This window comes from Janthinobacterium sp. C22, from assembly GCF_057919405.1.
On record NZ_CP193659.1, the window covers coordinates 4,309,174 to 4,335,894 of the forward strand.

The window sequence follows — 26,721 nt, forward strand, 5'->3', positions numbered from 1 at the left end:
AAAGAAACGCATTACAACTCTCCTTCCACCGCCTTGACGGCGATGCGATCACTGCGTTTGTTGAAGTACGTGCCCATCTTGTCGACGGCGCCCAGCACCACGACAAAGAACACGGGCACGAAAAACACGGCCAGCACGGTGGCGGTAATCATGCCGCCGAACACGCCCGTGCCGATCGCGTGCTGCGTCTCGGCGCTGGCGCCCGTGGCCAGCATCAGCGGCACCACGCCCAGCGCGAACGCCAATGACGTCATCAAAATCGGGCGCAAGCGCAAGCGGGCCGCTTCCACCGTCGCCTCGACCAGCCCCTTGCCCTGCGCCTGCAGCTGGCGCGCATATTCGACGATCAGAATGGCGTTCTTTGCCGACAGGCCGATGATGGTGATCATGCCCACCTTGAAGAACACGTCGTTCGGCATGCCGCGCAACATCACGGCCAGCACGGCGCCCAATAAACCCAGCGGCACCACCAGCATCACGGAGACGGGAATCGACCAGCTTTCATACAGGGCCGCCAGCACGAGGAAGACCACCAGCATCGACAGCGCCATCAGCATGGGCGCCTGCGACGCCGATTCCTTCTCCTGCAGCGACTGGCCCGTCCACGCCAGCGCGAAGCCCGGCGGCAATTGCTTCACGAGGCGCTCCATTTCCAGCATGGCGTCGCCGCTGGACACTCCCGGCGCCGCGCTGCCGGAAATGCGCGCCGACGGGTAGCCCTGGTAACGCACCAGCTGCAGCGGCGATTCGCTCCACACGGGTCGCACGAGCTCGCCCAGGGCCACCATGCCGCCCGCGTTATTGCGGATGCGCAAGGCCAGCACGTCGTTCAACTGCATGCGCGACGGCGCATCGGCCTGGATGATCACCTGCTGCATGCGGCCCGCGTTCGGAAAATCGTTGACATAGGTCGAACCCATGGCCGCCGTCAGCATGTCGGCAATCGCAGTAAACGGCACGCCCAATGCTTCGGCCTTGGTGCGGTCGATATCGAGACGCACGCTGGCGCCCGGCGGCAAGCCGTCCGGATACACGCCCGCCACCTTGGCGCTTTGCGCGGCCAGGCCCAGCAGCTGGTTTTGCGCCGCCTGCAAGGCCGCGATGCCCTGGCTGGCGCGGTCTTGCAGGCGCAGCGAAAAGCCGGACGAGTTGCCCAGTTCATCGATGGCGGGCGGCATCAGGCTCATGATCACGCCTTCCTTCGCCTGCGACATGGCCTCCTGCGCCAGCGCCACTTCTTCCTGCGCCGTGGCGCCGTTGCGCTGTTTCCAGTCCTTCAGCATGGTGAACGCCAGGCCCGCGTTCGGACCCGCGCCGGAGAAGCTGAAGCCGAGGATCGACTGGTTCACCTCGATGCCAGGCCGCGAGGCCACGTGCTGTTCGTACAATTTGACGACATCGAGCGTGCGCTCCATGGTGGCGTCCGACGGCAGCTGGATCGAGGTAATGAAATAGCCCTGGTCTTCCTCGGGCAGGAAGGCCGACGGCAGCTGCATGAAGGCCACGCCCAGCGCCGCGACGATGGCGCAGTACAGCACCATCGAGCGGCCCGCGCGCTTGAGCATCGCCACCACGCCTTTTTCATAGCGCGCCGTCATGCGCTCAAAACAGCGGTCGAACCACAGGAAAAAGCCCTTTTTATCGTGGTCGTGCGGGCCGATCGGTTTCAACATCGTGGCGCACAGGGCCGGCGTCAGGCTCAAGGCCAGAAACGCCGAGAACAAAATCGACACGGCCATCGCCAGGGTGAACTGGCGGTAGATGGCGCCCACGGAACCGCTGGCCAGCGCCATCGGAATGAACACGGCCGTCAGCACCAGAGTGATGCCGACCACGGCACCCGTGATTTCGCGCATGGCTTTCGAGGTCGCTTCCTTCGGCGACAGGCCTTCCGTAGCCATCAGGCGCTCCACCGCTTCCACCACGACGATGGCGTCATCGACGATGATGCCGATGGCCAGCACCATGCCGAACATGGTCAGCACGTTGACGGAATAGCCGGCCAGCAGCATCACGGTAAACGTTCCCATCAGGGCGATCGGCGCGACGATGGCGGGAATCAGGGTGTAGCGTATCTTTTGCAGGAACAGATACATGACGAGGAACACCAGCACCATCGCTTCCAGCAGGGTGACGACGACCTTCTCGATCGAGATCTTCACGAACGGCGCCGTATCGAACGGCACCGAGTACTTGATCCCGGCCGGCATGGTGTGCGCCAGTTCGGCCATGCGCGCGCGCACGGCGGCCGCCGTCTGCACGGCGTTGGCACCGGGCGACAGCATGATGGCGGCACCCGACGCGGCTTGCCCGTTTTCGCGGATGCTGAAATTGAAGCTTTGCGCCCCCAGCGACACCTTCGCCACGTCGCCGATGGTCACTTTCGAGCCGTCCGCGTTCGCGCGCAGCACGATGGCGGCAAATTCGGCCGGGGTTTGCAACTGGCCCTGCACCGTCAGCGGAATCGTCACGCGCTGGCCGTGCACGGCGGGCGAATCGCCGAGGCGGCCCGGCGCGATCTGCGCACTCTGCTGCGCGATGGCGGCCGTCAGTTCGCCCATGGCGATGTTGTACGACACCAGCTTGGCGGGATCGACCCAGATGCGCATGGCCCGCTCGGAGCCGAACAGCTGCACCTTGCCCACGCCGGGAATGCGGCGCAGTTCTTCCGTCACGTTGCGCGCCAGGTAGTCGCCCAGCGCCACTTCATCGTGCTGGCCATTCTCGGAAATCAGGCTGACGATCATCAAAAAGCCCGACGACGCCGATTCCACCGTCAAGCCGTTCTGCCGCACGGCTTGCGGCAGGCGCGGCTCGATGGCCTTCAGGCGGTTCTGCACGTCCACCTGGGCCATTTCCGGGTCCGTGCCCGGCTGGAAGGTGACGGTGATCGAGGCCGACCCCGAGGTATCGGTGGACGACTCGAAATACAGCAGGTGCTTGACGCCCGACAGTTCGCGTTCAATCAGGCCCACCACGGAATCATTCATGGTTTGCGGCGTGGCGCCGGGGTAATTGGCGCTGATGCTGACGCTGGGCGGCGCCACGGAAGGAAAACGCGCAATCGGCAATTGCGGTATGGCGATCAGTCCGAAGAGGACGATGAAGACCGCCACCACCCACGCAAAGACGGGGCGGTTGATGAAAAATTGAGGCATGTCGTTAGGCTTTCATTGTATTCAAAGTGTGCATCAACGCGCCTTGGCGGCAGCCGCCGTGGCCACGACGGCCGGCTTCCACGGTTGCGGTGTGGCGGTGGCGCCCGGCTGCAGGCGTTCCTGGCCTTCGATGACGACGGTGTCGCCCGCCTTCAAGCCGCCGCTGACCACGTACTGGTGCTCGACCACGTCGCCCACGGCGATCGTTTTCAAGCTGGCTTTGTTCGTGCCGTCCAGCACCCAGGCCTGCGCCTGGCCGCCGCTGCTGCGCAACACGGCTTGCTGCGGCAGCAGCACGCCGTTGGGCTGCACGGCGCGGGCGATGCGGGCGCGCACGAACATGCCCGGCAAGAGCTGGCGCTGCGGATTGTCGACCAGCACGCGGATGACGGCGTCGCCCGTGCCCGCATCGACGCTGATGCCGGAGAACAGGATGCGACCCGTGACGGGATGCGGCTGGCCATCGGCACCTAAAATGGTCACGGGCAGCTTGTCCGCGCCGCCCTTGCTGTCCGAACCCGAGGCCCGCAGCGCGGCCAGCGCGGCGGCCGGCTGGCGCACGTCGACATACACTTTGTCGATCTGCTGGATGCGCGCCATCGGCGCAGCATCGGCCACGCCTACGAGCGCGCCTTCGGTCACCAGTTCGGAGCCGATGCGCCCGGCAATCGGCGCCTCGATGCTGGCAAAGGCCAGGTCCAGGCGGCGCCGGGCCAGGGTCGCGCGCGCCTGCGCCACGGTGGCCACGGCTTGCTCGCGCTGGGCCACGGCGTCGTCATATGCCTGGCGGCTGATGGCGTCCGCTTCCACCAGCGGCTTTAACCTGTCCGCCTGGCTGCTGGCGCGGTTGGCCGTGGCCACCGCGTGCTGCAGGGCGGCGGCGGCCGAATCGACGTCCGCCTGGAACGGCGCCGGGTTGAGCTGGAACAGCTTCTGCCCCGCCTGCACGTCGGCACCCTGCTCGAACTGGCGGCGCAGCACGATGCCGCCCACCTGCGGACGGATGTCGGCCGTGCGGAAGGCGGCCACCCGGCCCGGCAATTCGTCGCTGAGGACGACGGATGCCGCTTGCAGCTTGAGGACCGTCACGGCGGCGGGCGGCGCGGCCGCCTCGTCCGGCGCGGGTTTGGAACAGGCGGCAAGGCTGAGCAGTGCCGCGGCGATCAACATGTTTTTCTTGGTGAAGTGGCTCGGATGCATGGTCTTTCTCTATGGCAGATCCCAACCGGCGGTCCGGTCGACAGATAAGCGCAGCATAAAAGGCCAAGGTGGACATTTCGTCAAAGAAATGTGGAGATTCGATGGAGAGAAAGAAGAATGCTAGACTATTTGCATGAACTATCATCACAGCGCCAGCCAGCCCTCTTTTCTTGCCACCACGCCCCCTTCCGCCCTCGTCCTGATCGCCGAAGATGAACCGCAAATCGCCCGCATCCTCGCCGGTTATCTGGAGCGCGACGGCTACCGCACGGCCTTCGCCCTCGATGGCCAGGAAGCGCTGCAGCAGCACCTGGCGCTGGCGCCGGACCTGCTGCTGCTCGACGTGCAGATGCCCCGTGTCGACGGCTGGGGCGTGCTGGCCGAAGTGCGACGGCGCGGCGAAACGCCCGTCATCATGCTGACGGCGCGCGACCAGGATGCCGACAAACTGGCCGCCCTGCGCGTGGGCGCCGACGACTACATCATCAAGCCCTTCAACCCGGCCGAAGTGGTGGCCCGCGTGGCGGCCGTGCTGCGCCGCTCGCGCGTGCGCCACCACCCGGTCGGCGGCCAGCGCCTGCGCTGCGGCCCCATCGAGATCGACCAGGAAACGTACGTGGCCAGCGTGCTGCAGGATGGCATGGCCCAGCCTCTCATGCTCAGCCTGACCTTGACGGAATTTCGCCTGCTGGCGCACCTGGCGCGCACGCCGCGCCGCGTCTGCAGCCGCCTGGAATTGCTGGAGTCGTGCATGCCCGAGAGCAACTCGATGGAACGCACGGTGGACAGCCACGTCAGCAAGCTGCGCAAGAAGCTCGAGGAAGCGGGCGTAATGAACATGCCGGCCAGCCTGCGCGGCGTGGGCTACCGCCTGGAAAGCGAGTGCTGATGCGCTTCACTGGCCTGAACCGGCAGATCATCCTGTCGATGTCCGTGCTGATGGTGTGCAGCATCCTGATCATCTGGATCGGTTCCTGGACCTTCTTCGCCATCGCCTTCAAGATCGATCCCGGTATGCTGTCCGAGCCCGACGACTGGTCGCCCAGCACCGTCGAATGGCTGTGGATCTTTGCCATCACCATCTTCGGCCTGGGGCTGGCCGCCTTTTTCGCCATCAAGCTGGCCGCGCGCATCTTAAAACCGATCAATTCCGTGATGGACAGCGTGCGCCGCGTGGCCCACGGCGACCTGTCCGCGCGCGCCTTCGCGGGCGACCGCAGCCTGGGCGAGACGGCCATGCTGGTCGATGACTTCAACAGCATGGCCGAGCGCCTGCAGCGGGGGCCAAGGAAAGCGAAACGTGGAATGCGGCCATCGCGCACGAACTGCGCACGCCCGTGACCATTCTGCGCGGCACCTTGCAGGGCGTCGTCGATGGCGTCTTCAAGCCCGAGGAAGTGCCGTTTTCCAGCCTGCTGGCGCAGGTCGAGGACCTGGGCCGCCTGATCGAGGACTTGCGCACCCTGAGCCTGGCCGACAGCGGCCACATGCAGCTGCGCATGGCGTGGACGGACCTGACCCTGGAAATCGAGGAAGTGGGCCGCCTGCTGGCGCAGGAAATGGAAGCGGCCGGTTTTACGCTGCAATTGCACCTGTCCGACCATCCCGTCTGCTGCGACGCGGCCCGCATCCGGCAAATCGTGCTGGCCCTGCTCGACAACGCGCGCCGCTATGCGCATCCTGGCCTGCTGCGCGTGCGCACCCGGGTGCAGGCCGGCCAGTACTACCTGAGCGTCGAGGATGCGGGCCCCGGTATTTCAAAGGAACTGGCGCCGCACGTGTTCGAAGCCTTCCGCCGCGGCGACAGCGACGGCGGCGACCCGCATGCGGGCAGCGGCTTGGGCCTGGCCGTGGTCGAAGCCATCGCGCGCGCGCACGGCGGCAGCGCCGTCTGCACGCGCGGCAAGGCGGGCGGCAGCGTGTTTACCGTCAAGTGGCCGGTCGAGCACGGCGCGCCGCCGGCCGCCTAGGCAAGACCGTCGGCGCGGACCATGTCGACAAAGGCGCGCAGCACGGGCGGCATCTGCCGCCGGCTCGGGTAGTACAGGAAGTAACGGGGCGGCGGCAGCAGGCAGCGCTCCAGCACGCACGCCAGGCGCCCCGCCGCGATATCGGCGCGCGCATCGGCTTCGTACACATACGCCAGCCCCGCCCCGTCGCGGGCCGCGCGCAGCATCAGTTCATCGTCATCGAACACGAGCGGCCCGCCGACGGCGATGCTGACGGCTTCCCCTCCCGCCCGAACTCCCACGCATACTGGCGCCCGCTGGGAAAACGCCGGCCTATGCAGGCATGCGCCAGCAAGTCGCGCGGCGTGCCCGGTGCCCCATGCGCCGCCAGGTAGCCGGGCGACGCCACCACCACGAACGGCTGCGGCGCGCCCACGGGCACGGCGATCATGTCGGCCGCCACCTGTTCGCCGAAGCGGATGCCCGCGTCAAAACCGTCGCGCACGATATCGATCATGCCGTCATCGGTCACCACTTCGACCTGCACGCGCGGATAGCGGGCGACAAAACCGGCCAGCATGGGCGCCAGCAGCAGCCGGGCGGCGGGACGGGGCACGTTCAGGCGCAGCTTGCCTGCGGGCACATCCTGCAAGGCGCTCAAATCCTGTAAGGCATCGTCGATCTCGCGCATGGCCGGCGCCAGCCGCGCCAGCAGCTGCTGGCCCGCCTCGGTCGGCGTGACGCTGCGCGTGGTGCGGTTCAACAGGCGCACGCCCAGGCGCTCTTCCAGCGCCCGCAGCGCATGGCTGAGGGCGGAGGCGGACACGCCCCGCTCCAATGCCGCCTTGCGGAAGCTGCGCAGGCGGGCGACGGCGGCAAAGGCCGTCAATTCGTTGAGATCAGCCATTGTTGAGGAAAAAATTCATGAAAAAATTCAGCAATACATGCAGGATTAGCCATCTTATCGCATGCTGTTGCTTCATCCATACTCCTTGCATCTTTTTTGAAAGGAAATGACAATGGAACACAGAACACTGGGCCACTCCGGCTTGCGCGTCGCCCCCATCGGCCTGGGCTGCATGGGCATGAGCTTTGCCTATGGCGGCGCCGACGAGGCCGCCTCGCTGCGTGTGCTGCACCGCGCCGTGGAGCTGGGCGTGACCCTGATCGATACGGCGGAAGTGTACGGCCCCTACGCCAACGAGGAACTGGTGGGCCGCGCACTGAAGCAATTACGCGGCAAAGTCAGCGTGGCCACCAAGTTCGGCTTCAAAATTTTGCCTGAAGGAAAAGGCGTCGAGCGCATGGCGGGCGTGGACAGCCGCCCCGAACATATTCGCCAGGCCGTGGAAGCGTCGCTGTCCAGGCTCGGCATCGAGTGCATCGACTTGCTGTACCAGCACCGCGTGGACCCGGCCGTGCCCATCGAAGACGTCGTCGGCGCCATGGCCGAACTGGTACGGGCGGGCAAGGTGCGCCACCTGGGGCTGTCGGAAGTGTCGGCCGCCACCCTGCACCGCGCCCACGCCGTGCATCCGATTGCGGCCGTGCAGTCCGAATACTCGCTGTGGAGCCGCGACGTGGAAGCAGACGTGCTGCCCGCCTGCCGCGCGCTCGGCATCGGTTTCGTGCCCTACAGCCCGCTGGGCCGGGGCTTCCTGACGGGCCGGCTCGCATCCAGCGCCGCGCTGGCGCCAGACGACTACCGCCACAGCCTGCCCCGCTTCCAGCCGCCGGCGATGGCGGCCAACGCGCACATGGTTGCCGAACTGCAGCGCCTGGCGGCGGCGCGCGGCGCCACGGCCGCGCAACTGGCCCTGGCCTGGCTGCTGGCGCAAGGCACTGACATCGTGCCGATTCCCGGCGCCCGCAGCCTGGCCCACCTGGAAGAGAACGTCGCCGCCGCGCAACTCGAATTGAACGGCGCCGAGCTGGCCGCCATCGGCGCCGCCATCGCGCCCGCCAGCGTGCAAGGCGCGCGCTACCCGGAGGTTGAGCTTGCCATGGTTGGCCTGTAGACAACTGTGCTTGAGTGCGCTAGCTTGAGGTCGATAAGCAGTTTCTTTGCCCCTTTGCACTTGAAATGCCTGAATCCGCTATCATTTTCAATCTGAACTATTCATTATGAAAGGGATTTACATGTCCGATTTGCTCGAAACACTGCAATGGCGCTACGCCACCAAGAAGATGGACCCGTCGAAAACGGTGCCGCAAGACAAGGTCGAGCGCATCCTGGAAGCCGTGCGCCTGACGGCCAGCTCCAGCGGACTGCATCCTTACGAAGTGTTCGTCGTGACGAATCCGGCCCTGCGCGAGCAGATCAAGCCGCATGCGTGGAACCAGTCGCAAGTAACGGACGCCTCGCACCTGCTGGTGTTTGCCGCCTGGGACAATTACACGGCAGAACGCATCAACGCCCGCTTTGACCTGGTCAACACCGTGCGCGGCTTCAAGAATGAAGGCTGGGAAGCGTACCGCCAGCAGATCCTGGCCACGTATCCGCAGCGCGATGCGGAAACCAACTACCAGCACGCGGCGCGCCAGGCGTATATCGGCGTGGGCACGGCCCTGATCGCCGCGGCGCAGGAAAAGGTCGATTCGACGCCGATGGAAGGTTTTGACCCGGCCAAGGTCGACGAGATCCTGAAGCTGCGCGAAAAAGGCTTGCGCTCCGTCGTCATGCTGCCGCTGGGCTACCGCGCCGACGCAGGCGACTGGCTGGTGGACCTGAAAAAGTGCGCCCCGCGCGCGAGCAATTCATCACCGAGCTGGCGTAAGCGCGTCGAGCGTGACTGAAAAGCGGATGCCCTCGCCGGCATCCGCTTTTTTCGTTCAGGCCGCTTGCGGAAAGCGCACGGTCACCTGCAGGCCCCGCCCCGCCTCGCCTTCGGCCAGCGCGATATCGGCCTGGTGGTGCTCGGCGATGTGGCGCACGATGGACAGGCCCAGGCCGCAGCCCCAGGCGTCGTTGCCGTCGGGGCGGAAGAAGCGGTCGAACAGCCTTGCATGGTGCTGGCGCGGCACGCCGGGGCCGTTGTCGGAGACGCGCAGCAGGGGCCTGCCCTCTTCCAGCGCTGCCTGCAGATCGACCCTGCCGCCCTGCTGCGTGTAGCGCAAGGCGTTGTCAATCAGGTTATTCAGCAACACTTGCAAGCCATCGGGATCGGCCTGCACCAGCACCGGGCCCGGCGGCGTTTCCAGCACGCCCAGGTCGATCGCGCGGCTGTCGGCCAGCGCGCTGTGGTCGGCCACGGCCGCTTCCAGCAACTGTGCCAGGTCCACCGTGTGCAGCTGGCTGGCCGCCAGCGCCGTTTCATGGCGCGCCAGGCTCAATAGCTGGCGCACCAGGTGCGTGCTGCGGTCCAGCCGTTCATGCAGCCGCGCCAGCGCCACGCAGCGCTCTTCCTCGCTGCCGGCCCGCTCGGCCACCTGCAGCTGCAGTTTCAGCGCCGTCAGCGGCGAACGCAATTCATGCGCGGCATCGGCGACAAAGGTGCGCTGCGCCGTCAGCGCCGCCTCGAACTGCCCCATCAGGCTATTCAGCGCCAGCGCCACGGGCCGCAGTTCGGGCGGCATGTCGTCGGCCGCCAGCGGCGTCAGGGCGTCCGGCGAACGGCCCGCCACCGATTCGGCCAGCCGGTGCAGCGGCGCCAGCGCGCGCCCCACCACGACGACGATCAGCAGCGCCAGGATCAGCGCGAACACCAGCAGGGGCGCGCCCGCGCGCATGGTCATCTGCCAGGCCAGCTGGTCGCGCACGGCCTGCGCCTGCGCCACCTGCACGTAGCGGCCGCGCCGCGTCTCGCCGTACAGGCGCCAGTCCTCGCCATGCACCGTGACATCGGCAAAGCCGGCCAGCGCATAGCGCGGCAATGCCGGCTGGCCCTGCAGGACGGGCAATGGCTGGCCGTCCTCGTCCCACGCCTGCAGCACGAACGCTTCTTCCGGCTCCTGCGCGGCGGCCAGCCCCGTCTGCGGCTCGAACTCGTCGGGCAAGGCCACGGCCAGCTGGCGCAGCTGCAAGTCGGCCAGCTCATTGGTTTCCTCGAGCAGCGAGCGGAACAGCGAAATGCCGGCGCCCAGCACGCACAGCAAGGTGGCGGCCAGCAAACCGAGCAGCAATTGGCGGCGGATGGTCAGCAAGATGCCACCCGCATCTTGTAGCCCACGCCGCGCACGGTCTGGATGGCGTCCGCGCCCAGCTTCTTGCGCAGCTGGTAGACGTAGACGTCGACGGTATTGCTTTCCACTTCGCAATCCCAGCCGTACAGCTTTTCGCTCAGCTGGCGCTTCGACACCACCTTGCCCGGATGGTCGAGCAAGGCGCGCAGCACGGAAAACTCGCGCGGCGGCAGCTTGATCAGTTCGCCCTCGAACGTGACGTCGTGGCTGGCCAGGTCGAGGATCAACGCGCCATGCTCGATGACCGAGCGCGAACGGCTGACCCGGCGCCGCAGCAGCGCGCGGATGCGCGCCAGCAGCTCGTCGAGGTCGAACGGCTTGACCAGGTAATCGTCGGCGCCGCTGTCGAGTCCTTCCACGCGGGCCGGCGTACCGTCGCGCGCCGTGATGATCAGCACGGGCAACTCGGCGCCCCGCGCGCGCATGGCGCGCAGCACGTCCATGCCCTGTTTGCCGGGCAAGCCCAGGTCCAGCAGCATCAAATCGTAGGCGAAGCCGGCCAGCGCCAGCTCCGCATCGTGGCCATCGCGGACCCAGTCCACGGCATAGCACTCGCCGCGCAAGCCCTCGACCAGGCTTTCCCCGATCATCGGATCGTCTTCCACCAGCAGCACGCGCACCTGGACCTCTCGCAGTCTTGAAAATACCGCTATCTTAACGTGGCTGGGGAAGCTCGCCTGGCGCGCCGCCGCACGCCTTGTGTCGGGCGCCCATCGCACGAATTCACGAAGCGGTGACTATGTGCGCATTTGGCGCATTTTTTCTGCGGTATATTTTCCTTCCCTCCACGCCACCTGGAAAGGCATGCCATGTCCAGTTCCTCCCAAGATACCGTCATCGTCAAGGCGGCGATTTATCCGCCCATCGGCATTGCCCGCGTGGGCAACAGTCCCAGCGAATACTTTCTGGGACCGGAGGTGCCGGAACCGGCGGCGCGGCCGGCCGGGTATTACCGCGATGCGGCCGGCGCCATCAAGCGCCAGGCGGCCGGTTTTCGCATCTACGGCCTGAATGCCGCCGGCGTGGCGGTGGCCGAATTAAACTCCGGCAATGCCGACATCGAATGGGCCGTCACCCTGGCCAACACCAAGGCGGCGTGGTACCAGTTCCAGATCGCGCTCGATATTCCCGAGGCGAATGTCACCCAGCCCTCGTTCCTGCGCAACATGGCCGTCACCGACCGCGCGCAACTGTCCATCACGCCGGGCGAGCGCAAGATCAGCGGCAGCGAACAGCCGGCCGTGGCCTTCGACGGCGGCCGTTTCATGGGCACGCCCGTCTACCTGGGCGAGTTGCGCACGGACGCCATGGGGCGGCTGATCGTGCTGGGCGGCCATGGCAAGTCGGCGTCGTGGAATGGCGCGCGCGCCATCACCTTCGCCAACAACGAAGGCTGGCATGACGACACGGCCGACGGCCCCGTCTGCGCCACGGTGCGCTACCAGGGGCAGGCCCTGCCCGTCGACATGGCCTGGGTGGTCGTCGCGCCGCCCGACTACGCGCCGCAGCAAAAGTCGGTGCGCACCATGTGGGACTTGATGCGCGACCTGTTTGTTTCCACAGGAAAACTGGCAGCGCCAGCCGTGCCCTCGTTCCAGGACGACATCCGTCCCATTTTCGAGCGCCTGTCCAACCTGCAATGGGTGAATGCGGGCTTCGCGGCCGCCTTCGGCTGGGACGGCAGCACGCCGTTCAGCCGCGACGAATGGATGGCGCGCCTGGCCAGCCCGGCCGAAAGCCGCAGGGAGTGGCGCAACGTCATCTACAACCAGTTCCGCCAGTTCGAGCGCGACGCCTGGGCGCCATCGCCGTGGCCTTGGCTGTATGGCGATGCGATGGCCATCCCGCCGGCAGACACGCCGCGCCAGAACTGCGCGCTGAGCAATCTGCAATTGCGCTTCCTCAAGCAATGGGCCGCCGGCGAGTTCACGGCCGACTACGCGCCCGGCAAGACGCCGCCGCAAAGCCTGGCCGAGGTGGACGTGGCCCTGCAACCGGACACCCTGCTGCGCGCGGCCATGGAATTTTGCCTGGCAGACGCCTTCCACCCCGGCTGCGAAATGACCTGGCCCATGCGCCAGGCCAGCATGTACAGCGCGCCGTTCCGCCTGGCGCACCGGCCGCCGGGCTGGGTCGAGCCCGATTATGGCGCCGTCTTGACGCCGGACAATATCAGCAGCCCCTGCTCGGCACAGATCGCGGGCGGCGTGACGCGCTGGATGGCCGTGCCATGGCAAACGGACACGGCCAGCTGCCGCTCCGGCTACCAGTCCGACTACGATCCCTACGTGCCCACGTTCTGGCCCGCGCGCGTGCCGAACCAGGTGATGAGCAAGCTGGCCTACGATACGGTGATGAACCGCGAAGTTCCCGTCGACGACCGCCTGGCCGCCTTCGCCCGGCGTGCCGCGTGGATACGTCCGCTGGGCAACATCAGCTATGAAGAGCAGATCAACAACATGATCGCCGACCTGGCGCAAGTGGGTGTGGTCGAGGTGCGCCCCGGCCCCACGGACGTGAACGGCTTTCCCGCGTTCCTGCAGGTGGAGAACCTGCCGCCGCCCACAGCCGGCAAGCACCTGCTGCGCGCGGCGGCGGCCATGCCGGACGAGTTCGTCGACGTCGACTTGGAAGGCACGGAAAAAGCGCGCCATCTGCAGCGGCACCGCTTGTGACCTTGCTGCAGGCCGACGTGCTGATCGTCGGCGCCGGTCCGGCCGGCGCCACGGCCGCCCTGAACCTGGCGGGGCGGCACCGGGTCCTGCTGGTGGACCGGCTGGCCGCGCCGCTGGCGCGCATCGGCGAATCGCTGCCGCCGGCCGCCGCGCGCCTGCTGCGGGACATGGGCCTGCTTGACGCCTTCCTGCGCCAGGGCCACGCGCCCTACCACGGCAACCGCGCCTGGTGGAACGGCGCCTGGACGGAGCACCACTTCCTCAGCGATCCCGATGGCCACGGCTGGCATCTGGCGCGCGGCACCTTCGACCTGTGGCTGCGCGACGAGGCGCGCCAGCGCGGCGCCGCCTTGCTGGCCCCGGCCAGTGTCGACGCCATCACGCCGGAGGACGGCGGCTGGCGCGTGCGGCTGCAGACGCCGCACGGCCCCTGCGACGCGGCGGCGCGCATCGTCATCGACGCGACGGGACGGGGCGCCCGGCTGGCCCGCAGAATCGGGGCGCGGCGCCAGCGCGGCGACCGGCTGGTTTCAGTATGGCAATACGGGCATGACGGCACGCCGTCCGCTCGGGGCTTTGCCCACATCGAGGCTTGCGAAGACGGCTGGTGGTACAGCGCACCCCTGCCCGGCCAGCGCCGCGTGCTGGCCCTGCATACGGATGCGGACTTGCTGGCCAAAACCGGATTGCGCGATGCCGGCTGGCTGGAAGCGGCGGCGCGCCGGCTGCCGGCGACGCGGGAATTGCTGGAGCAGCAAGGCTATGCGGCCGATACGCCCACCCTGGCCACGCCCGCCCATACTGCCAGCCTGGACGCCGGTGCCGGCCCAGGCTGGTTCGCCGTCGGCGACGCCGCCCTGAGCTTCGATCCGCTGTCGTCGCAAGGCATCTTCAACGCCCTGTACACGGGCCTGGCCGCGGCCGAGGCCGCCGACCGCACGCTGCGGGGAGAACCGCAAGCCTGCCAACACTACAATGGGGAGCTGGCGGCCATCGGCGCGGCGTACGAACGCCACCTGGCGTACTGCTACGGCCAGGAAACGCGCTGGCCGTCGGCGCCGTTCTGGCGCCGGCGCGTCCCGGCGCGCCTCAGCTCCCGCTGAAGTCGAAGCGCCACAAGCCCTGCTTGCGGTTCAGAGTGACGTCCGCTTCCTTGACCGTCTCCGGCATCACGTACTGCGTCATGTCCGAGAAATTCTGCGCGATATAGGTTTGGCCCACCATCGGCGGCGAAGCCACCATGAAATAGAAGTTGGGCAGGTGCTCGAAGCTGACCGTCATGTTCGTATCGACCTGCGGCATGGTCACGACCGGCCTGTCGTTGACGTACCAGTTGCTGTCGAACTGGATGTAGGGATTGGTCTGGTTGATCACGCCGCACTGCTGCGGCGTCAGTCCGGTTTGCGCCAGGGATGCGGCGCCTGGCTGCAGCAACGGCGGCGTCATGCCGTTCGGGCTGACGGCCGGCAGCAGCTGCCCCGGCTGCACCGGCTTGCGCGCGGAGACGATTTTGCTGTCGTTGACGCCCAGGCTGGTCACGTCGGTCGAGATCTGCGCCGTGTAGTCGAACGATTCGGTAGTGCCGGGGGCGCCGGCCAGCACTTGCCAGGCGTGGATCTGGTAATTACGCTGCGGATTCTGCGGTTTCAGGAAGACCAGCACGCTCTTGCCCTGCAGCTCGTCCGCCGACACGTTGTAGTTGACCTTGAATTGAGTAGTCATCGCTTGCCCTTTGCTCTGGATCTGCCCGGACTCAGGAAAGACAGCGCCGGGGGGACGAGTCCGTGATTTCCCCCGGCGCCGGTCATTCAGTACAGCGGCACATGCCTTGCCGATGCGGCAGGACGCTTACTGCGCCAGGTAGCGCTCCGAACGGGGGCCGTACAGCAAGCCGTTCGGCACGCCGGCCGACAGCATGCGCGCATTCGCCGTGCCAGCCAGCGGATGGCTGGCGTCGGTGCTGGTGTTGATGATCTGCTTGACCGCCGCCGTCACCAGCATGCCGACCAGGCCGCCGCCACCGCTGTTATTGCCTTCATTGCTAGACGCGCTGGCCGCACCCTGCCACAGCAAGGCGCCCGTCTTCAGGTCGACCAGCTTGGCATCGACCGCCACCACCGTCACGCTGTCGATCACGGCGTAGGTGGTGCCGTACTTGGAGATCGTCACGTACAGGCCAGCATCGGCGCCAAAGATCTCGTTGAGCTTTTTCGCATCGACGCCGTGGATATCGGCCGCGTTCGTCAAGCCGTTCTGCTTGAATGTCTCGCCCACCACGGCCACCGGCAGCACGTAGTAGCCCGCTTCGGCCAGCGGATAGGTCACTTGCGCGTAGACGCTGTTGCCGGCATTGACTTCCGGCGAGTTGTTCAACGGCGGCAAGACCACGATGGAACGGGGCTTGGCGGCCTTGAAAGCCGTGTAGTCGTAGGCCGCCTGCTTGGTGGCGCAACCGACCATGAAGATGGCGGGACCCAGGCACAGGGCCATTTTCAACATGCGCGACATCATAATTTTTCGCCTTTTTTCATTTTACCCAACAGGAAGTCCATGTACGGCGCCGATTCCGGGAACAGCTTCTTCTCGTCCTCGAACTGCGCGGCGACCTGCTCCGGCTTGCCGGCGATCGAGTACAGCATGCCCAGGTGGGCATGGAAGCCCGGCGGCGCATGATTGCCCTTGGCAGCGATCACTTGCAGGTCTTTTTCCATGGCGGCGATCTGCTGCTCCGGGCTTTCGCCCTTCAGGTACTCGTACACTTGCGGCTGGTAGCCTTCCCATTGGTACAGGGTCTTCGATTGCGTGGCGCAACCGGTCAGGGCGGCACAGGCGAGCATGGCCAGCAGGGCTGCACCCTTGTTCATCATTGTTTTCATGGGATACCTTATTGTTTGCGCAATGCGCCCGCTTCGACGCCAGCCACCAGGCGCTCGACCGCTTCGCGCATGGCCAGATCCAGGACTTTGCCGTTGAGGGTGGCGTCATAGCTGGCGGTGCCGCCAAAGCCCAGCACTTCGCGGTTCGACAGGCTGTATTCGCCGGCGCCGCCGGCCGAGTACACGACTTCCGAGGTGGCGATATTGACGACGTTCAAGGTGACCTTGGCATACGCCACTTGTGTCTTGCCGCGGCCCATGATGCCGAACAATTGCTTGTCGCCCACTTCCTTGCGGCCGAATTCGGTCACGTCGCCCGTGACGACGAAGTCCGCGCCCTTGATGTTCTGGCCCTGCTTCTTGAATTCGGCTTCCTGCTTGAGCTCGGCCATGTTGTCGCGGTCGAGGACATTGAAGCGGTTGGACGTTTGCAGGTGCGCAATCAGAATCGTCTTCGACTGGCTGCCCAGGCGGTCGACGCCATCGGAAAAGATGCCGCGCATGAAGTTCGAGCGGTTGTCGAACTTGCCGACAGCGATCAGGGTGCGTGGACCGACGTAGGGTCGGGCCGCGCTGGCGACTGTGGGAACAGCCAGGGCTTGCGACGATTCGGAAGCGCAGCCAGCCAACGCCGCGCCAATCAGCGCTGCAATCAACAACGCGCCGGGTTTATTCTTGTTCATAGTGCCCTTAAGATATGGAGGATCAGGAGCAACTCGCAAAATTGAATTTTGGCAAGTTAATTTCCTAATTGCAATTATATGAGATTGCATGTCTCACAATTCTCTCCAAAAGTAACGATGATAAAGATTGCATTGTTGCCAGCAATGACAGGCGCGGCGCAGCTTGACTTCCCGGGTCCGATTCGCTAACTTAGCAGTAAAAAGCGTGTCGCCAGCGCCACTGTCCCGCACAGACCTTGCCCGCCGGCCTGCCCCACCCGGCGCCCACTCCACGCTCCCTCATAGACGGGTATCCAGGCCATGCCGACACACGATCGCTCCCCGTCCCATCCGCTGGCCACGGCGCTGGCGCTGTCGCTGGGCGCCGCCGTCGCCCTGGGCCTGTCGCGCTTTTCCTACGGTTTGCTGCTGCCGCCCATGCGTGACGACCTGGGCTGGTCCTACCTGCTGGCCGGGGCCATGAACACCTTCAATGCGCTCGGCTATTTTCTCGGCGCCCTGGCCACGCCGGCCCTGATGCGCCGCCTGGGCGTGTGGCGCCTGCTGATCGCCGGCTGCGTGCTGGCCAGCGTCTTCATGCTGCTGTCGGGCCTGGTCAGCGACACGGCTGCCCTGTTCCTGCAGCGCGTGTGCGCGGGCGTGGCCAGCGCCTTCATTTTCATCGCCGGCGGCGTCCTGGCGGCGCGGCTCGGTTCCATGCACAGCCAGCACGCGGGCTTCTACATCGGCCTGTATTACGGCGGCACGGGCTTCGGCATCGCCCTGTCGGCCCTGCTGGTGCCGGCCGCATTGGCCGCCGCACAGGACCACGGCGCCGCACATGCCTGGCAATGGCCATGGCTGGCCTTGGGCATCGCCTGCCTGGCCGCCACCGCCATCATGTCCCTGCCGGCCAAAGCGATCGGCGAAGCGCCGCGCGCCCTCGACACGCCACGGCGCTTCGCCTGGCGCGATTTCGCTCCCAGCCTGGCCGGCTATTTCATGTTTGGCGTCGGCTACATCGGCTACATGACCTTCGTCATCGCCCTGCTCAAGCAGCAAGGCATGAGCGCCACCTCGATCACCGTGTTCTACACGGCATTGGGGCTGGCGGTGGTGGCCTCGTCGCGCATCTGGGCGGGCATGCTCGACCGCTACCGGGGCGGCGAATCGCTGGCGATATTAAATGGCGTGCTGGGCGTGGTCACCATCCTGCCCGCGCTGACGAGCGCTGTGCCCGTCGTGTTCCTTTCCGGGCTGGTCTTCGGCGCCGTGTTCCTGTCGGTGGTGGCCTCGACCACGGCCCTGGTGCGGCATAACCTGCCGCAGCAATCGTGGACGGCCGGCATCAGCGCCTATACGACCGTGTTCGCGCTGGGCCAGATCGCCGGCCCCATCGTCGTCGGCTGGATCGCCGACGGCCCTGCGGGACTGGAGCGGGGCTTGATCGCCTCGGCCATCGCCCTCTTCATCGGCGCGGCGCTGGCTACGCGGCAAAAAGCGCTGGCGCCGGCCGCATAGTAGACTGCAAGCCTGGACCACATTCGCGGAAAGCACACGATGAACACCGAAGCACGAAAACGCCCGGCAACGATGGATGCCGAAACGCTGGAATTCATCCAGGGCCTGTTCGCCCTGGTGCGCGAAGGCGATACGCAGCAACTGGGCCCCATGCTTGCCCAGGGCGTGCCGGTCAACTTCCGCAACGAAAAAGGCGACAGCCTGATCATGCTGGCCAGCTACCATGGCCACCTGGAAACATCGCGCCTGCTGCTCGAAGCGGGCGCCGACGCCAACGTGCCCAACGACCAGGGCCAGACCCCGCTGGCCGGCGTGGCCTATAAAGGCTATCTGGACATCGCCGCGCTGCTGCTCCAGCACGGCGCCAGGGTGGACGGCGCCAGCCCGGACGGCAAGACCCCGTTGATGATGGCAGCCATGTTCAACCGCCTGGCCATCCTCGACCTGCTGCTGCGGCACGGCGCCCGCATCGATGCCGTGGACAGCCGCGGCATGACTGCCGTTTCACTGGCCAAGAGCATGAACGCGCAGGAGACTTTGACCCGGCTGGTCAGCCTGGGGCAAACCACGTAGCCGGCTTGGGAAGTTTCCAAGTCGCCACACGACATCGCCATCCTTGATCTTGTCAGCGTCTCTAAAAACACCACAGACTACTCTCCCGTTGACCCGGCCGGAAAAATTATACATATCTTCGCCATCGTAAAAACTCAGCATGGCTGCATTTGCCAACGCCCCTGGCATGCCATTGATGGCGGCAGCGACGCCACCTGCCAGATTTTTTTCCGCGAGGCAGTTTTGAATTTTACTGAGTAAATTGACACTTGTTGCAGCCACATGAAATTCTGTGATTTTTCCTTCCACAGTAAAAAAACTTCCTCGGAAGAAGCAAGTTTATTACTCTCTGCGGCCATCATACGCACCCTGACAATTACGACTGAATCTATTTTGATGTTTTCTGCGATTTTACTACGTAGACAAGGTGAGGATGCAGCTCTATTTGGCGTGAAACAATTCATTTCGGCTCAAAAATGCCATAAAACCTGCAAAAGGAAGTTGCAAATTTACCACCCAAATAATCAGGTGGATGCTATCTTGCACTTCGACTTGTGTTTTTTCAGCGCCAGTTCACAATTAGTCGCAAAAAATCTATTTCCATCACTCTCAAAAAAAGTAATTCCGCGACGCGCATCAAACATTTCCGGCCTTGGAAATCCATAAGCGACGAATATTTTCTCAGCATATATTGAATAGTCACGCATGGTCTTATATGTCCAATACTCGAAAGGGAAACAGAAAAGCGGAGGCATCAATAATATCGCACCACATGCCGCTATTAAATCCTCTTTTTTCTCAAACGATACATCGATAAACAAGAAAAATCCGGAAAACAAAACAAACCAAACAAATAGCGTCATGTTTCTTGCAAATCTCATGCAACTCCAGAAAAAGGCGCGTTCTCCGCAATAAACATTCAGAGGCATCAACAACAGGCTATCTTCAATGCGTAGCAAACTGTGTACGTGCAAGACGTCACCTCTCCTTGTCACGACCAATTTGACGATATCGCCATCTTTGATTTTGTCCGCATCGTCAAAAGTACCACACACGACTTCTCCATTTACCAGTCCGGCAAAGTTATGCATATCTTCGCCATCGTACAAACTTAGCATGGCTGAAGTTGCCAATGTTCCAGACATGCCATGGATGGCGGCGACGACGCCACCTGCCAGATTCTTTTCCGCAAGGCTGTTTTCAATTTTACTGAGTAAGCTTACGGTTGTTGCCGCCATATGAAATTCCGTGAGTATCCCTTCCACAGTAAAAAAACCTCTTCGGAACAAGTATGTACATTACTCTTTTCAACCGTCATGCGCGTCCTGATAAGGATGACTGAATTTTTTTATTTTCTGCGTTTTCATTACATTAAACAAGGTGAGGATGCGGCACTATTTTTCTCAAAACAATTCATTTTTGGATCAACAATATAAAATTTAAAATTTAATTGAAATTTATCAGGCAGATTGAATATTGTATTTCGACCTGTGCTTCCTCAAAGCCAAATCACAATTCACGCCACCATATACATAGCTTTGATCTTTATACATGGTAATGCCGCCGCGTATATCCAAATCATCCGGCTTTGGAAAACCATATGCAGTGAAAATCGCTGATGCATATTCTGAATAATAACGCATGGACTTGTAGGTCCAGTATTCAAATGGAAAAATGATCAGCAAAGGAAGCAGCAATATAATACTGCAGGCTATCAAGGGCTTTACCAGGTCATCCATGGAAATATCGACGCTGTAAAAAAACCCGCCAAACATCACGATCCAGATGAATAAGGTAAAACGCCAAGCGACCTTCATACAGGCCCTGAAAAATGCCCGCTCTCCGCAATAGGTATTCAATGGCATTAATAACAAACTATCGCAGATGCGCAGCAGACTGTGTACATGCAGTATCTCCCGCCGTTCAGTCACAACCAGCTTGACAACATCGCCATCCTTGAGCTTATTAGCATTATCAAAGACACCACACACCACTTTGCCGTTAACTAGTCCGGCAAAGTTGTATGCATCTTCACCATCATACAAACTCAACATGGCTGAATTGGCCAATGCACCATACATGCCGTTGACGGCAGCCGCAACTCCGCCAGCAAGGTTTTTTCCGCCACATTTTTCTCTATATCTTTGAGCAAATTGATGGTCGTCGCTGAAATATGCAGTTCCGTCAATATTCCTTCGACAGTAAATAAAATTTCATCGGAAAATCTGCTTGTATTTTTTCTTTGCTCATCAGCCTACCCCTGCGTTTTAGGATTGAATTGCCTTGAAGGCCTTTTGCAGTTCCATTAATTCCTTTTCAGCCGTGTCATAAGGTTTTTCGCTGAACCATCCCCTATTTTTCCTGTAACTACATGCTTGAAACCAATTCTCCAAGTCATCATCCATGATCCACACGCGATATCCGACTTCCACCACCGTCACCGCTACGCCAATCAAATTAAATCTGGCCAGTCTGATCAACCACAGAGTGCGGCCTGCCCCCAATCTGCCCGCCAATGTTGCTGATTCGGCAAAAAAATGCGTCATTCTGAGGGCGAGGACAGAATTACTCATCAGCGTAGAACTGGCAATCCGCCACAACAAGGGTGCCGCATAAGAAAAAGCTGCAATCATCCCCAATCCCGTATTAAACAAACCGATAATGGCGCGTCCCACATATATTCCAAAGAGAATCCAATTCACCCGTTCTTTGTTGTACTCATCGTAAGCGGAAAGCATATCCAAGCACGATGCAATCGCGCCAGCACTGGCACCTAACGTTCCGGCCGTCATTTTTAGGCCGCCACGTATGACGTCTGCCGCATTATTAATTCCGGCAATATTTTTGTAGGGTTCAATTTCCCTGATTGATTTTGCCACGGCATATACCAGATCGAAGGACATGCTACTCAGCGACAGGATAGATGCTGTAATTTCCGCCTTGATCCTTGGCGATTCCGTAAAATGCGTCAATTTCGTTGACAGCGAAATGCCTTCGATCGACATCAGAACAACGCCTAGCCTGGCGTGGCGGAAATTGTTGGTCGCAGGTCGTTTCCCCTTATCAAGTTCATCCAGCGTCAGCTTGATCTTGTTTTTGACTTTCAGCTGTTCATCCTGAATTAGCTTTTCTATGCTGCCCTCTACTTTTGCTGCATCTGCTTGGGCAATTCTGGTCGCTTCGGCCCGCGCCATGCGCGCAGCCTTTTTATCGATACCCTGTTCCAGCTTGTTTTTCTCGTTTTCTGTTTTAAGGGTGTCAGCATATTTTTTTGCCTTTTCCTGCAACTCTCCAACAAGCTTAGTTTTCAAGGGATTCATCAACTCCTCAAAGCCGATCTTTTCCGCCAGGTCGGTCAGCTTGGAGTACAGCAATGCACCGACGACGCTGGAAATCGCTTTATCAAGCCTGCTGCTGGTGCTGGATAAGGCTTGGGTCCACTCTGATATTCGCGCAAAGGCCATGCCTTCCGCGCTGCGATGATATTTAGACAAACTGTGTATTTTCGAACCGACCTTTGCCTCTTCCTGGCCGGTATGAATCTTGATAACGTCCTTATCTCGTAACCATTCATCCCAGGCGGAGTCGATCTTCTTGAAGGAGTCGACCAAGCCTTTGCATGCCTTCAGCCATGGTGCGCTCTGGACCTTTGAAATATCGCCAGACGCCTCGACCTGGTCTTTCGCATCTTGAAAAGTTTTCTTCGCTTCCTCATACAGCGACTTAAAATTGTAAAAATTTGTGCGCATATACAAATTTTTCCGCTCGATCGTCGTTACGTCCATCCACTTTCTAAGTAGCGGTAAATTTCCCTTGTAGGCAAACATACCAAACGTACACAGTGAATGCTCCAAGGTAAAGCAAAAGCCGCTACCCAGGTTCTGCTCATCATAGGTATCGAAGGCATCGACGAGTTCGGCGGATGTCACCCATTTGATATGGTCCGCATTTCTTTTCTTTGTTTCTACATCCGCCTTTTTTGACAGATTTTCCAGGGTTTTCTTGAACAGATCGATTTCATCGAGCGCAATCAATGACTCATATTTGCTGCTGAATTTTTCACGTTCATTCTGCTCACTGGTCGCCAATATTTGCTCGCGCCGCTTCTCGCGCGCAGCCTCGTTTTTTCTCATCCTGTCCTCGATGATCTCTGCCTCCTTGACACGATTTAACTTCCTGAGTATCGCCGCATTATCTTTGTCGATCGTCGGCATCCTGCTCGCATCCATTTCAGCAAGGCTCTTCTTCCTGATTTCGACGCCATATTTGATGGCGGATTCCTTGACATCCTCGATCGCGATCATCACCTCCAGTTTTCGCCGGTTGCTGACTTTTTCCTTGTCCTCACGATCGAGAAAATTTTCAAGCGGCTGCAGGGCGGCATTACGAAAATCATTCAATTCCTGCGTGATGCCGATCGGGTCAAACAGAACAAATGCTGCCGCCTTCGTCGCCACCATTTTCTCTTCCAGCTTCCCCATCCGCCCGCCCGGCGTCGCCAGTGGAAGATTTGCCATGCCTACATATGCATCGGAACTTCCCATGTAGAGCTGCTGCATGAGATTCTTCCCCAAGGGGCTCTTCCAGGCATTGTGATATTGCCTGGCGAGCACGGCTTCGGGAACATACTTGCCAAGCTCTTCAGGTTTCAGGCTGTGGGGCTGCTCGGTACTGCCTGCAGCCCATTCCTTCGGCAGGAAAACCTGCATCTGTCCCTTTTCAGCTTTGGCGTCGGCATTGGCCGCATACGCGTCCAGCCGCTCTCTCGTCATGGCAGTCGGCGTGAACAACAGATAAATTTTTTCGACAAACTCGATCTTGTCGATCGCGATCATGCTGGCGTTGATGCCGCAGGTGCTGCGGTCGCAAGAAAAATTCACGGCCGCCGATGGCGGCGAATCGACGAGAAATTTGGACAGGAAGGCGTCGTCGTCGGCAAAATAGCCTTCCCAATACAACAATCCCGACCGCTTGATCAGCACGTACAGGAAACCGGAGCGCAGCAGGCGCGGCGCATAGCCGGCGTTCTCCAGCGTGATGTGCTTGACCTTGTCGCCCAGCTTGCCGGGCAAGGCTGGTACATGATTCGCCGCGCCCTCACCCACCACTGCCGCATAACGCAAGGGCAAAATGAACAAGCCGTTTTTATCGCAAAATTTACAGTCTTTCATCGCTCTTCCTGTTGAGTGGGCGGCGCGCGTTCATCCTGCTGGGCATCAAGCCAGGAAATGAAGACGGGCATTTAATACTATGTCCAGCGGCAAGCCTTGCGTGGCGGCCATCCGCATCAGTTCCCCGAGGGCGGGATGCAAGGTGAATGCCTGGCCGTGTGCGACGGCGCGCCAGGCATAGGCGATCTGATCGTCCGCCTGCGCCAGGCCCGCATTTGCGCTGTCGACAAGATAGCGGTCGATCTGCGCATCGATGCCGGCGCCGATTGGCGTTTGCCTTGCGCGCAGGATGCGTACTACCAGGTTGATCTGCTCGATGCGGTCCATCGCCTGCGTGGTTGGCTCATCGATGCGCAGGGGAACGTCTTGTACTGCCGACACCAGCTGCGCATGGCCATGCCGGATCAGCTGCCCATCGCGATCGAGCTGGCACCAGGTCTCCACAGGACCGAGCAGATCGGCAAAACTGCTGTACCCCGGCGTGCCTGCCGCGATAGACGGCGGCAACAGTCTTGCCAGATGCGGCATGACGCGGGGGTCGAAATAGCGCAGGTAGACGGCTTCGCCGGACGGATAGCGCACATTCAGGCGCGCCAGCATGGCGCTGCGCAGGCGCTCCAGCGTCGCTTGGCTAAATAGCCAGGCGCAGATGCGGGGCACGGCACCCGCTTCGGCATGCTGCTCTTGCGCCAGCTTCAAGCTATGTTCGACCAGCGCATAGTGCTCGGGCAGCTTGTTTGACAACGCGAGCAGCATCGGGGCGCGCTGCAAGGCATCCTCGAAGATCGGGTCATCGAGCAGCACGCTGGCCGCGGGCGGCGACAGAGCCTCGATCGCCTCGCGCAAAGGATTGTCGATGAACTGGTCGATCAGGACGAAGGTCCTGTCATAGTCGCGGGCCACGTTGTAGAGCACTTCGTCGGCGCGCGCCGTCGATACCGCCGCCGGAGACGGTGCTGGCGATGGCGCTTTATCGTTTGACACTGGCCGCTCCCGCCTGCGTGGCATCGAGAAGCTTCAGTGCGCAGCCTTTTAATTGTCCTATCGGCAAGGCCAGCGGTACAGGACTGGCGCTCGCAGGACCCGTCAACTCCTTCATGCCAGCCTTGAATTCCATCTTGCCGGGGCCGTGAATCTCGATATTGCCGCCTTCGAGCTTGATGTAGGCGCCCTGCACCGTCAGCAGCACATGCTGCTTGCCGCTCACGTTGACGCTCTTGCTGACGCTGGCCACGGTCACGGCCTTGTCTGCGGTTAATTTTGTTTCATCGGACTGGCTCTGGGTGCTGACCTTGCCGCTGGCGGCGTGCAGGCGGATGCCCGTTTCCTGATTCGGTTTGTCGGCCTTGCTGGCCTTGCCGTAGGTAAACAGGCTGATGCCGGAACTGATCGCATAAAAATGGTTGCCTTGCGCGCCGAAGTTGATGTCCTGCCCGGCCGCGATGCTGCTGGTATTGCCGGCGGCAAGGAGCGCGTTGAGCGGCGTCGTGGCGGCGATGCCGGCCGGACTGGACAATTGCAGCTGCGGCGCGCCATAGGCCGTGGCCTGGCCATCGCCTGCGCCTTCCGCGCCCTTGAGCATTTCTATGCTGTGCGCCAATTGTTTCAGCGCCGGCAAGGTGCCGGGCGCCGCGTCGGCCTGCCCTTGCCCGCCGTCCAGCACGGCCTTGTGCTTTTGCGCCGTCTCGGCAAGCGATGTCAGCAGGGCCAGGCTCTGCTCGATCTGGGCCGCCGCCTCCTTGCTATCCATCTGCGTGCCGCTGGCGTTCGTGCGCCCGTCGGTCGACAACAGCAACCCCTGCCCCGCGCGCAGCGCGGCGCTGTGCTCGGTTTTCAGCTCGGCGCCGAAGCCGGCGGCGGCCAGCCGCTGGTTGTCCGTCTGATGGCGCAGGTGTCCCAGGTTCAGCTCGGCAGTACCCTGGTGCGCGCCGGCATGGCGCTGCAGGGCCACGCGCGGCTGGCCCGGGCTGTCGTCGAACACCAGCTGGCTGTACGCAGCACCGCCCTGCTGGCTGGCCTGCATGGCCTGGCTCTTGATGCCGGACAACGCGGCCGGGTGGGCATGCGCGCCCGCTTCGCCGGGAAACCAGGCTGGCGCGTTGCCGGTGGCCGGTCCGGCGCCATGCGCCACGCGGTTATTCTGGGCATCGGCCGTGCCCTGGCCGTTGTAGACGGCGCCGATGACGACAGGCCGGTCGATATTGCCCTCAAGAAAATCGATCAATACTTCCTGGCCGATGCGCGGCAGCGCATGGCCGCCCCAGTTGGCGCCCGCCACCGGCGCCATGGTCGAGGCCACGCGCACCCAGGTACCGGCGCTGTCGTCGCCCGGCGCGCCCGTATGCCCGCCGCCTTGCGGATGCTCGAGGCGGCTGTGGCTCATGACGCCGCGCTGCCAGTGAAATTGCACCTTGATGCGGTGGTCGCGGTCGGTGTGAATCACGGCGCCGGCCGGCCCCACCACGACGGCCGTCTGCTGGCCATGTACGGTCGGGCGCGGATGCAGCAAGCAGCCATGCTGGTCCTTGCCGCTGGCGCGATAGGGAATATTGCTGCGGATGGCGTCGATGCGGTTGCGGTACAGGGGCCGCTCGGCAATGGCGCCCTGCAGCGCGGACATGCGATGCAGGCTGCCGGCGTGCTCCTTGCGGATGGCCGCATCGAGCAGGCCCGTCTTGAGCGTTTGCAGGATCGACGACTGCAGATCCGCGCTCAGGTTGTTGTGCATCAAGTGGACCGTGCGCACGACCAGGAAAGTGCGCTCGGCGTCGCTGC

At 62.5% G+C, this 26,721-nt stretch carries 21 protein-coding genes and 2 pseudogenes; 8 read left to right on the forward strand and 15 right to left on the reverse strand.

Annotated features, from left to right (window positions below; genetic code table 11):
• Positions 1-11 precede the first annotated feature (11 nt).
• Positions 12-3,158: a multidrug efflux RND transporter permease subunit gene (locus tag ACRHIG_RS20190; RefSeq protein WP_489627659.1), complete on the reverse strand. Its 3,147-nt coding sequence runs from the start codon at positions 3,156-3,158 to the stop codon at positions 12-14.
• Positions 3,159-3,191: 33 nt separating this feature from the next.
• Positions 3,192-4,358, reverse strand: coding sequence for an efflux RND transporter periplasmic adaptor subunit (locus ACRHIG_RS20195; RefSeq protein WP_489627660.1), 1,167 nt, complete (start codon positions 4,356-4,358; stop codon positions 3,192-3,194).
• A gap of 133 nt (positions 4,359-4,491) precedes the next feature.
• Here ACRHIG_RS20195 and ACRHIG_RS20200 point away from each other — a divergent pair, with 133 nt between their 5' ends.
• Positions 4,492-5,247 (forward strand): response regulator, encoded by a 756-nt coding sequence (locus ACRHIG_RS20200; RefSeq protein WP_489627661.1) that lies wholly within the window; start codon positions 4,492-4,494, stop codon positions 5,245-5,247.
• A pseudogene (locus tag ACRHIG_RS20205) lies at positions 5,247-6,328 on the forward strand (ATP-binding protein). The gene ACRHIG_RS20200 and the pseudogene ACRHIG_RS20205 overlap by 1 nt, the downstream one beginning before the upstream one ends.
• On the opposite strand, the gene ACRHIG_RS20210 reads toward ACRHIG_RS20205, so the two are convergent.
• Both ACRHIG_RS20210 and ACRHIG_RS20215 read right to left on the reverse strand, forming a co-directional pair.
• Positions 6,325-6,555, reverse strand: coding sequence for a LysR substrate-binding domain-containing protein (locus ACRHIG_RS20210; protein ID WP_489627662.1), 231 nt, complete (start codon positions 6,553-6,555; stop codon positions 6,325-6,327). The pseudogene ACRHIG_RS20205 and the gene ACRHIG_RS20210 sit on opposite strands and share 4 nt — an antisense overlap.
• A complete protein-coding gene (locus tag ACRHIG_RS20215; protein ID WP_489627663.1) occupies positions 6,534-7,214 on the reverse strand; it encodes a LysR family transcriptional regulator in 681 nt (226 codons plus the stop codon). Before ACRHIG_RS20215 ends, ACRHIG_RS20210 begins: the two co-directional genes overlap by 22 nt.
• A gap of 112 nt (positions 7,215-7,326) precedes the next feature.
• Here ACRHIG_RS20215 and ACRHIG_RS20220 point away from each other — a divergent pair, with 112 nt between their 5' ends.
• Both ACRHIG_RS20220 and ACRHIG_RS20225 read left to right on the forward strand, forming a co-directional pair.
• Positions 7,327-8,325 (forward strand): aldo/keto reductase, encoded by a 999-nt coding sequence (locus ACRHIG_RS20220; protein ID WP_489627664.1) that lies wholly within the window; start codon positions 7,327-7,329, stop codon positions 8,323-8,325.
• A 121-nt stretch (positions 8,326-8,446) separates the two neighbouring features.
• Positions 8,447-9,084 (forward strand): annotated as a pseudogene (locus ACRHIG_RS20225) (NAD(P)H-dependent oxidoreductase).
• A 55-nt stretch (positions 9,085-9,139) separates the two neighbouring features.
• Here the strand turns inward: ACRHIG_RS20225 and ACRHIG_RS20230 are convergent.
• Both ACRHIG_RS20230 and ACRHIG_RS20235 read right to left on the reverse strand, forming a co-directional pair.
• Positions 9,140-10,450 carry an ATP-binding protein gene (locus ACRHIG_RS20230; RefSeq protein ID WP_489627665.1) on the reverse strand — a complete coding sequence of 437 codons (1,311 nt, stop codon included), beginning with the start codon at positions 10,448-10,450 and terminating at the stop codon, positions 9,140-9,142.
• Positions 10,444-11,109, reverse strand: coding sequence for a response regulator transcription factor (locus tag ACRHIG_RS20235; RefSeq protein WP_070288051.1), 666 nt, complete (start codon positions 11,107-11,109; stop codon positions 10,444-10,446). Before ACRHIG_RS20235 ends, ACRHIG_RS20230 begins: the two co-directional genes overlap by 7 nt.
• Positions 11,110-11,298: 189 nt before the next feature.
• Here ACRHIG_RS20235 and ACRHIG_RS20240 point away from each other — a divergent pair, with 189 nt between their 5' ends.
• Together ACRHIG_RS20240 and ACRHIG_RS20245 are read left to right on the forward strand one after the other, a co-directional pair.
• Positions 11,299-13,164, forward strand: a complete 1,866-nt coding sequence (locus ACRHIG_RS20240) for a LodA/GoxA family CTQ-dependent oxidase (protein WP_489627666.1) — start codon at positions 11,299-11,301, stop codon at positions 13,162-13,164.
• Entirely contained in the window at positions 13,161-14,267 is a 1,107-nt protein-coding gene (locus ACRHIG_RS20245) for a tryptophan 7-halogenase (protein ID WP_489627667.1), read from the forward strand. Before ACRHIG_RS20240 ends, ACRHIG_RS20245 begins: the two co-directional genes overlap by 4 nt.
• Here ACRHIG_RS20245 and ACRHIG_RS20250 read toward each other — a convergent pair.
• The 4 genes from ACRHIG_RS20250 to ACRHIG_RS20265 all read right to left on the reverse strand — a co-directional run bounded on the left by ACRHIG_RS20250 (position 14,254) and on the right by ACRHIG_RS20265 (position 16,723).
• Positions 14,254-14,886, reverse strand: coding sequence for a hypothetical protein (locus ACRHIG_RS20250; RefSeq protein ID WP_489627668.1), 633 nt, complete (start codon positions 14,884-14,886; stop codon positions 14,254-14,256). The two genes, ACRHIG_RS20245 and ACRHIG_RS20250, sit on opposite strands and share 14 nt — an antisense overlap.
• A 126-nt stretch (positions 14,887-15,012) precedes the next feature.
• Positions 15,013-15,675 carry a DUF799 domain-containing protein gene (locus tag ACRHIG_RS20255; RefSeq protein WP_489627669.1) on the reverse strand — a complete coding sequence of 221 codons (663 nt, stop codon included), beginning with the start codon at positions 15,673-15,675 and terminating at the stop codon, positions 15,013-15,015.
• Positions 15,672-16,040, reverse strand: a complete 369-nt coding sequence (locus tag ACRHIG_RS20260) for a DUF4810 domain-containing protein (RefSeq protein WP_489627670.1) — start codon at positions 16,038-16,040, stop codon at positions 15,672-15,674. The genes ACRHIG_RS20255 and ACRHIG_RS20260 overlap by 4 nt, the downstream gene beginning before the upstream one ends.
• 8 nt (positions 16,041-16,048) lie before the next feature.
• Entirely contained in the window at positions 16,049-16,723 is a 675-nt protein-coding gene (locus ACRHIG_RS20265) for a CsgG/HfaB family protein (protein WP_071077629.1), read from the reverse strand.
• Between the two features lie 300 nt (positions 16,724-17,023).
• Between ACRHIG_RS20265 and ACRHIG_RS20270 the strand changes: the two genes are divergently transcribed.
• Both ACRHIG_RS20270 and ACRHIG_RS20275 read left to right on the forward strand, forming a co-directional pair.
• Positions 17,024-18,223, forward strand: a complete 1,200-nt coding sequence (locus ACRHIG_RS20270; protein WP_489627671.1) for a YbfB/YjiJ family MFS transporter — start codon at positions 17,024-17,026, stop codon at positions 18,221-18,223.
• Between the two features lie 39 nt (positions 18,224-18,262).
• The gene (locus tag ACRHIG_RS20275) at positions 18,263-18,796 is read left to right on the forward strand and encodes an ankyrin repeat domain-containing protein (protein WP_489627672.1); all 534 of its coding nucleotides are present in this window, start codon (positions 18,263-18,265) and stop codon (positions 18,794-18,796) included.
• 503 nt (positions 18,797-19,299) lie between these two features.
• On the opposite strand, the gene ACRHIG_RS20280 is transcribed toward ACRHIG_RS20275, so the two are convergent.
• From ACRHIG_RS20280 to ACRHIG_RS20300, 5 genes are all read right to left on the reverse strand, one after another.
• Positions 19,300-20,013 carry a hypothetical protein gene (locus ACRHIG_RS20280; protein ID WP_489627673.1) on the reverse strand — a complete coding sequence of 238 codons (714 nt, stop codon included), beginning with the start codon at positions 20,011-20,013 and terminating at the stop codon, positions 19,300-19,302.
• A gap of 222 nt (positions 20,014-20,235) precedes the next feature.
• A complete protein-coding gene (locus ACRHIG_RS20285) occupies positions 20,236-20,856 on the reverse strand; it encodes a hypothetical protein (protein WP_489627674.1) in 621 nt (206 codons plus the stop codon).
• A gap of 186 nt (positions 20,857-21,042) precedes the next feature.
• Positions 21,043-23,946, reverse strand: coding sequence for a T6SS effector BTH_I2691 family protein (locus tag ACRHIG_RS20290; RefSeq protein ID WP_489627675.1), 2,904 nt, complete (start codon positions 23,944-23,946; stop codon positions 21,043-21,045).
• Positions 23,947-23,991: 45 nt separating this feature from the next.
• On the reverse strand, positions 23,992-24,930 hold the full coding sequence (locus tag ACRHIG_RS20295; RefSeq protein WP_489627676.1) for a DUF4123 domain-containing protein: 939 nt from the start codon (positions 24,928-24,930) through the stop codon (positions 23,992-23,994).
• Positions 24,917-26,674, reverse strand: a complete 1,758-nt coding sequence (locus ACRHIG_RS20300) for a DUF2345 domain-containing protein (protein WP_489630843.1) — start codon at positions 26,672-26,674, stop codon at positions 24,917-24,919. The genes ACRHIG_RS20295 and ACRHIG_RS20300 overlap by 14 nt, the downstream gene beginning before the upstream one ends.
• Positions 26,675-26,721 lie beyond the last annotated feature (47 nt).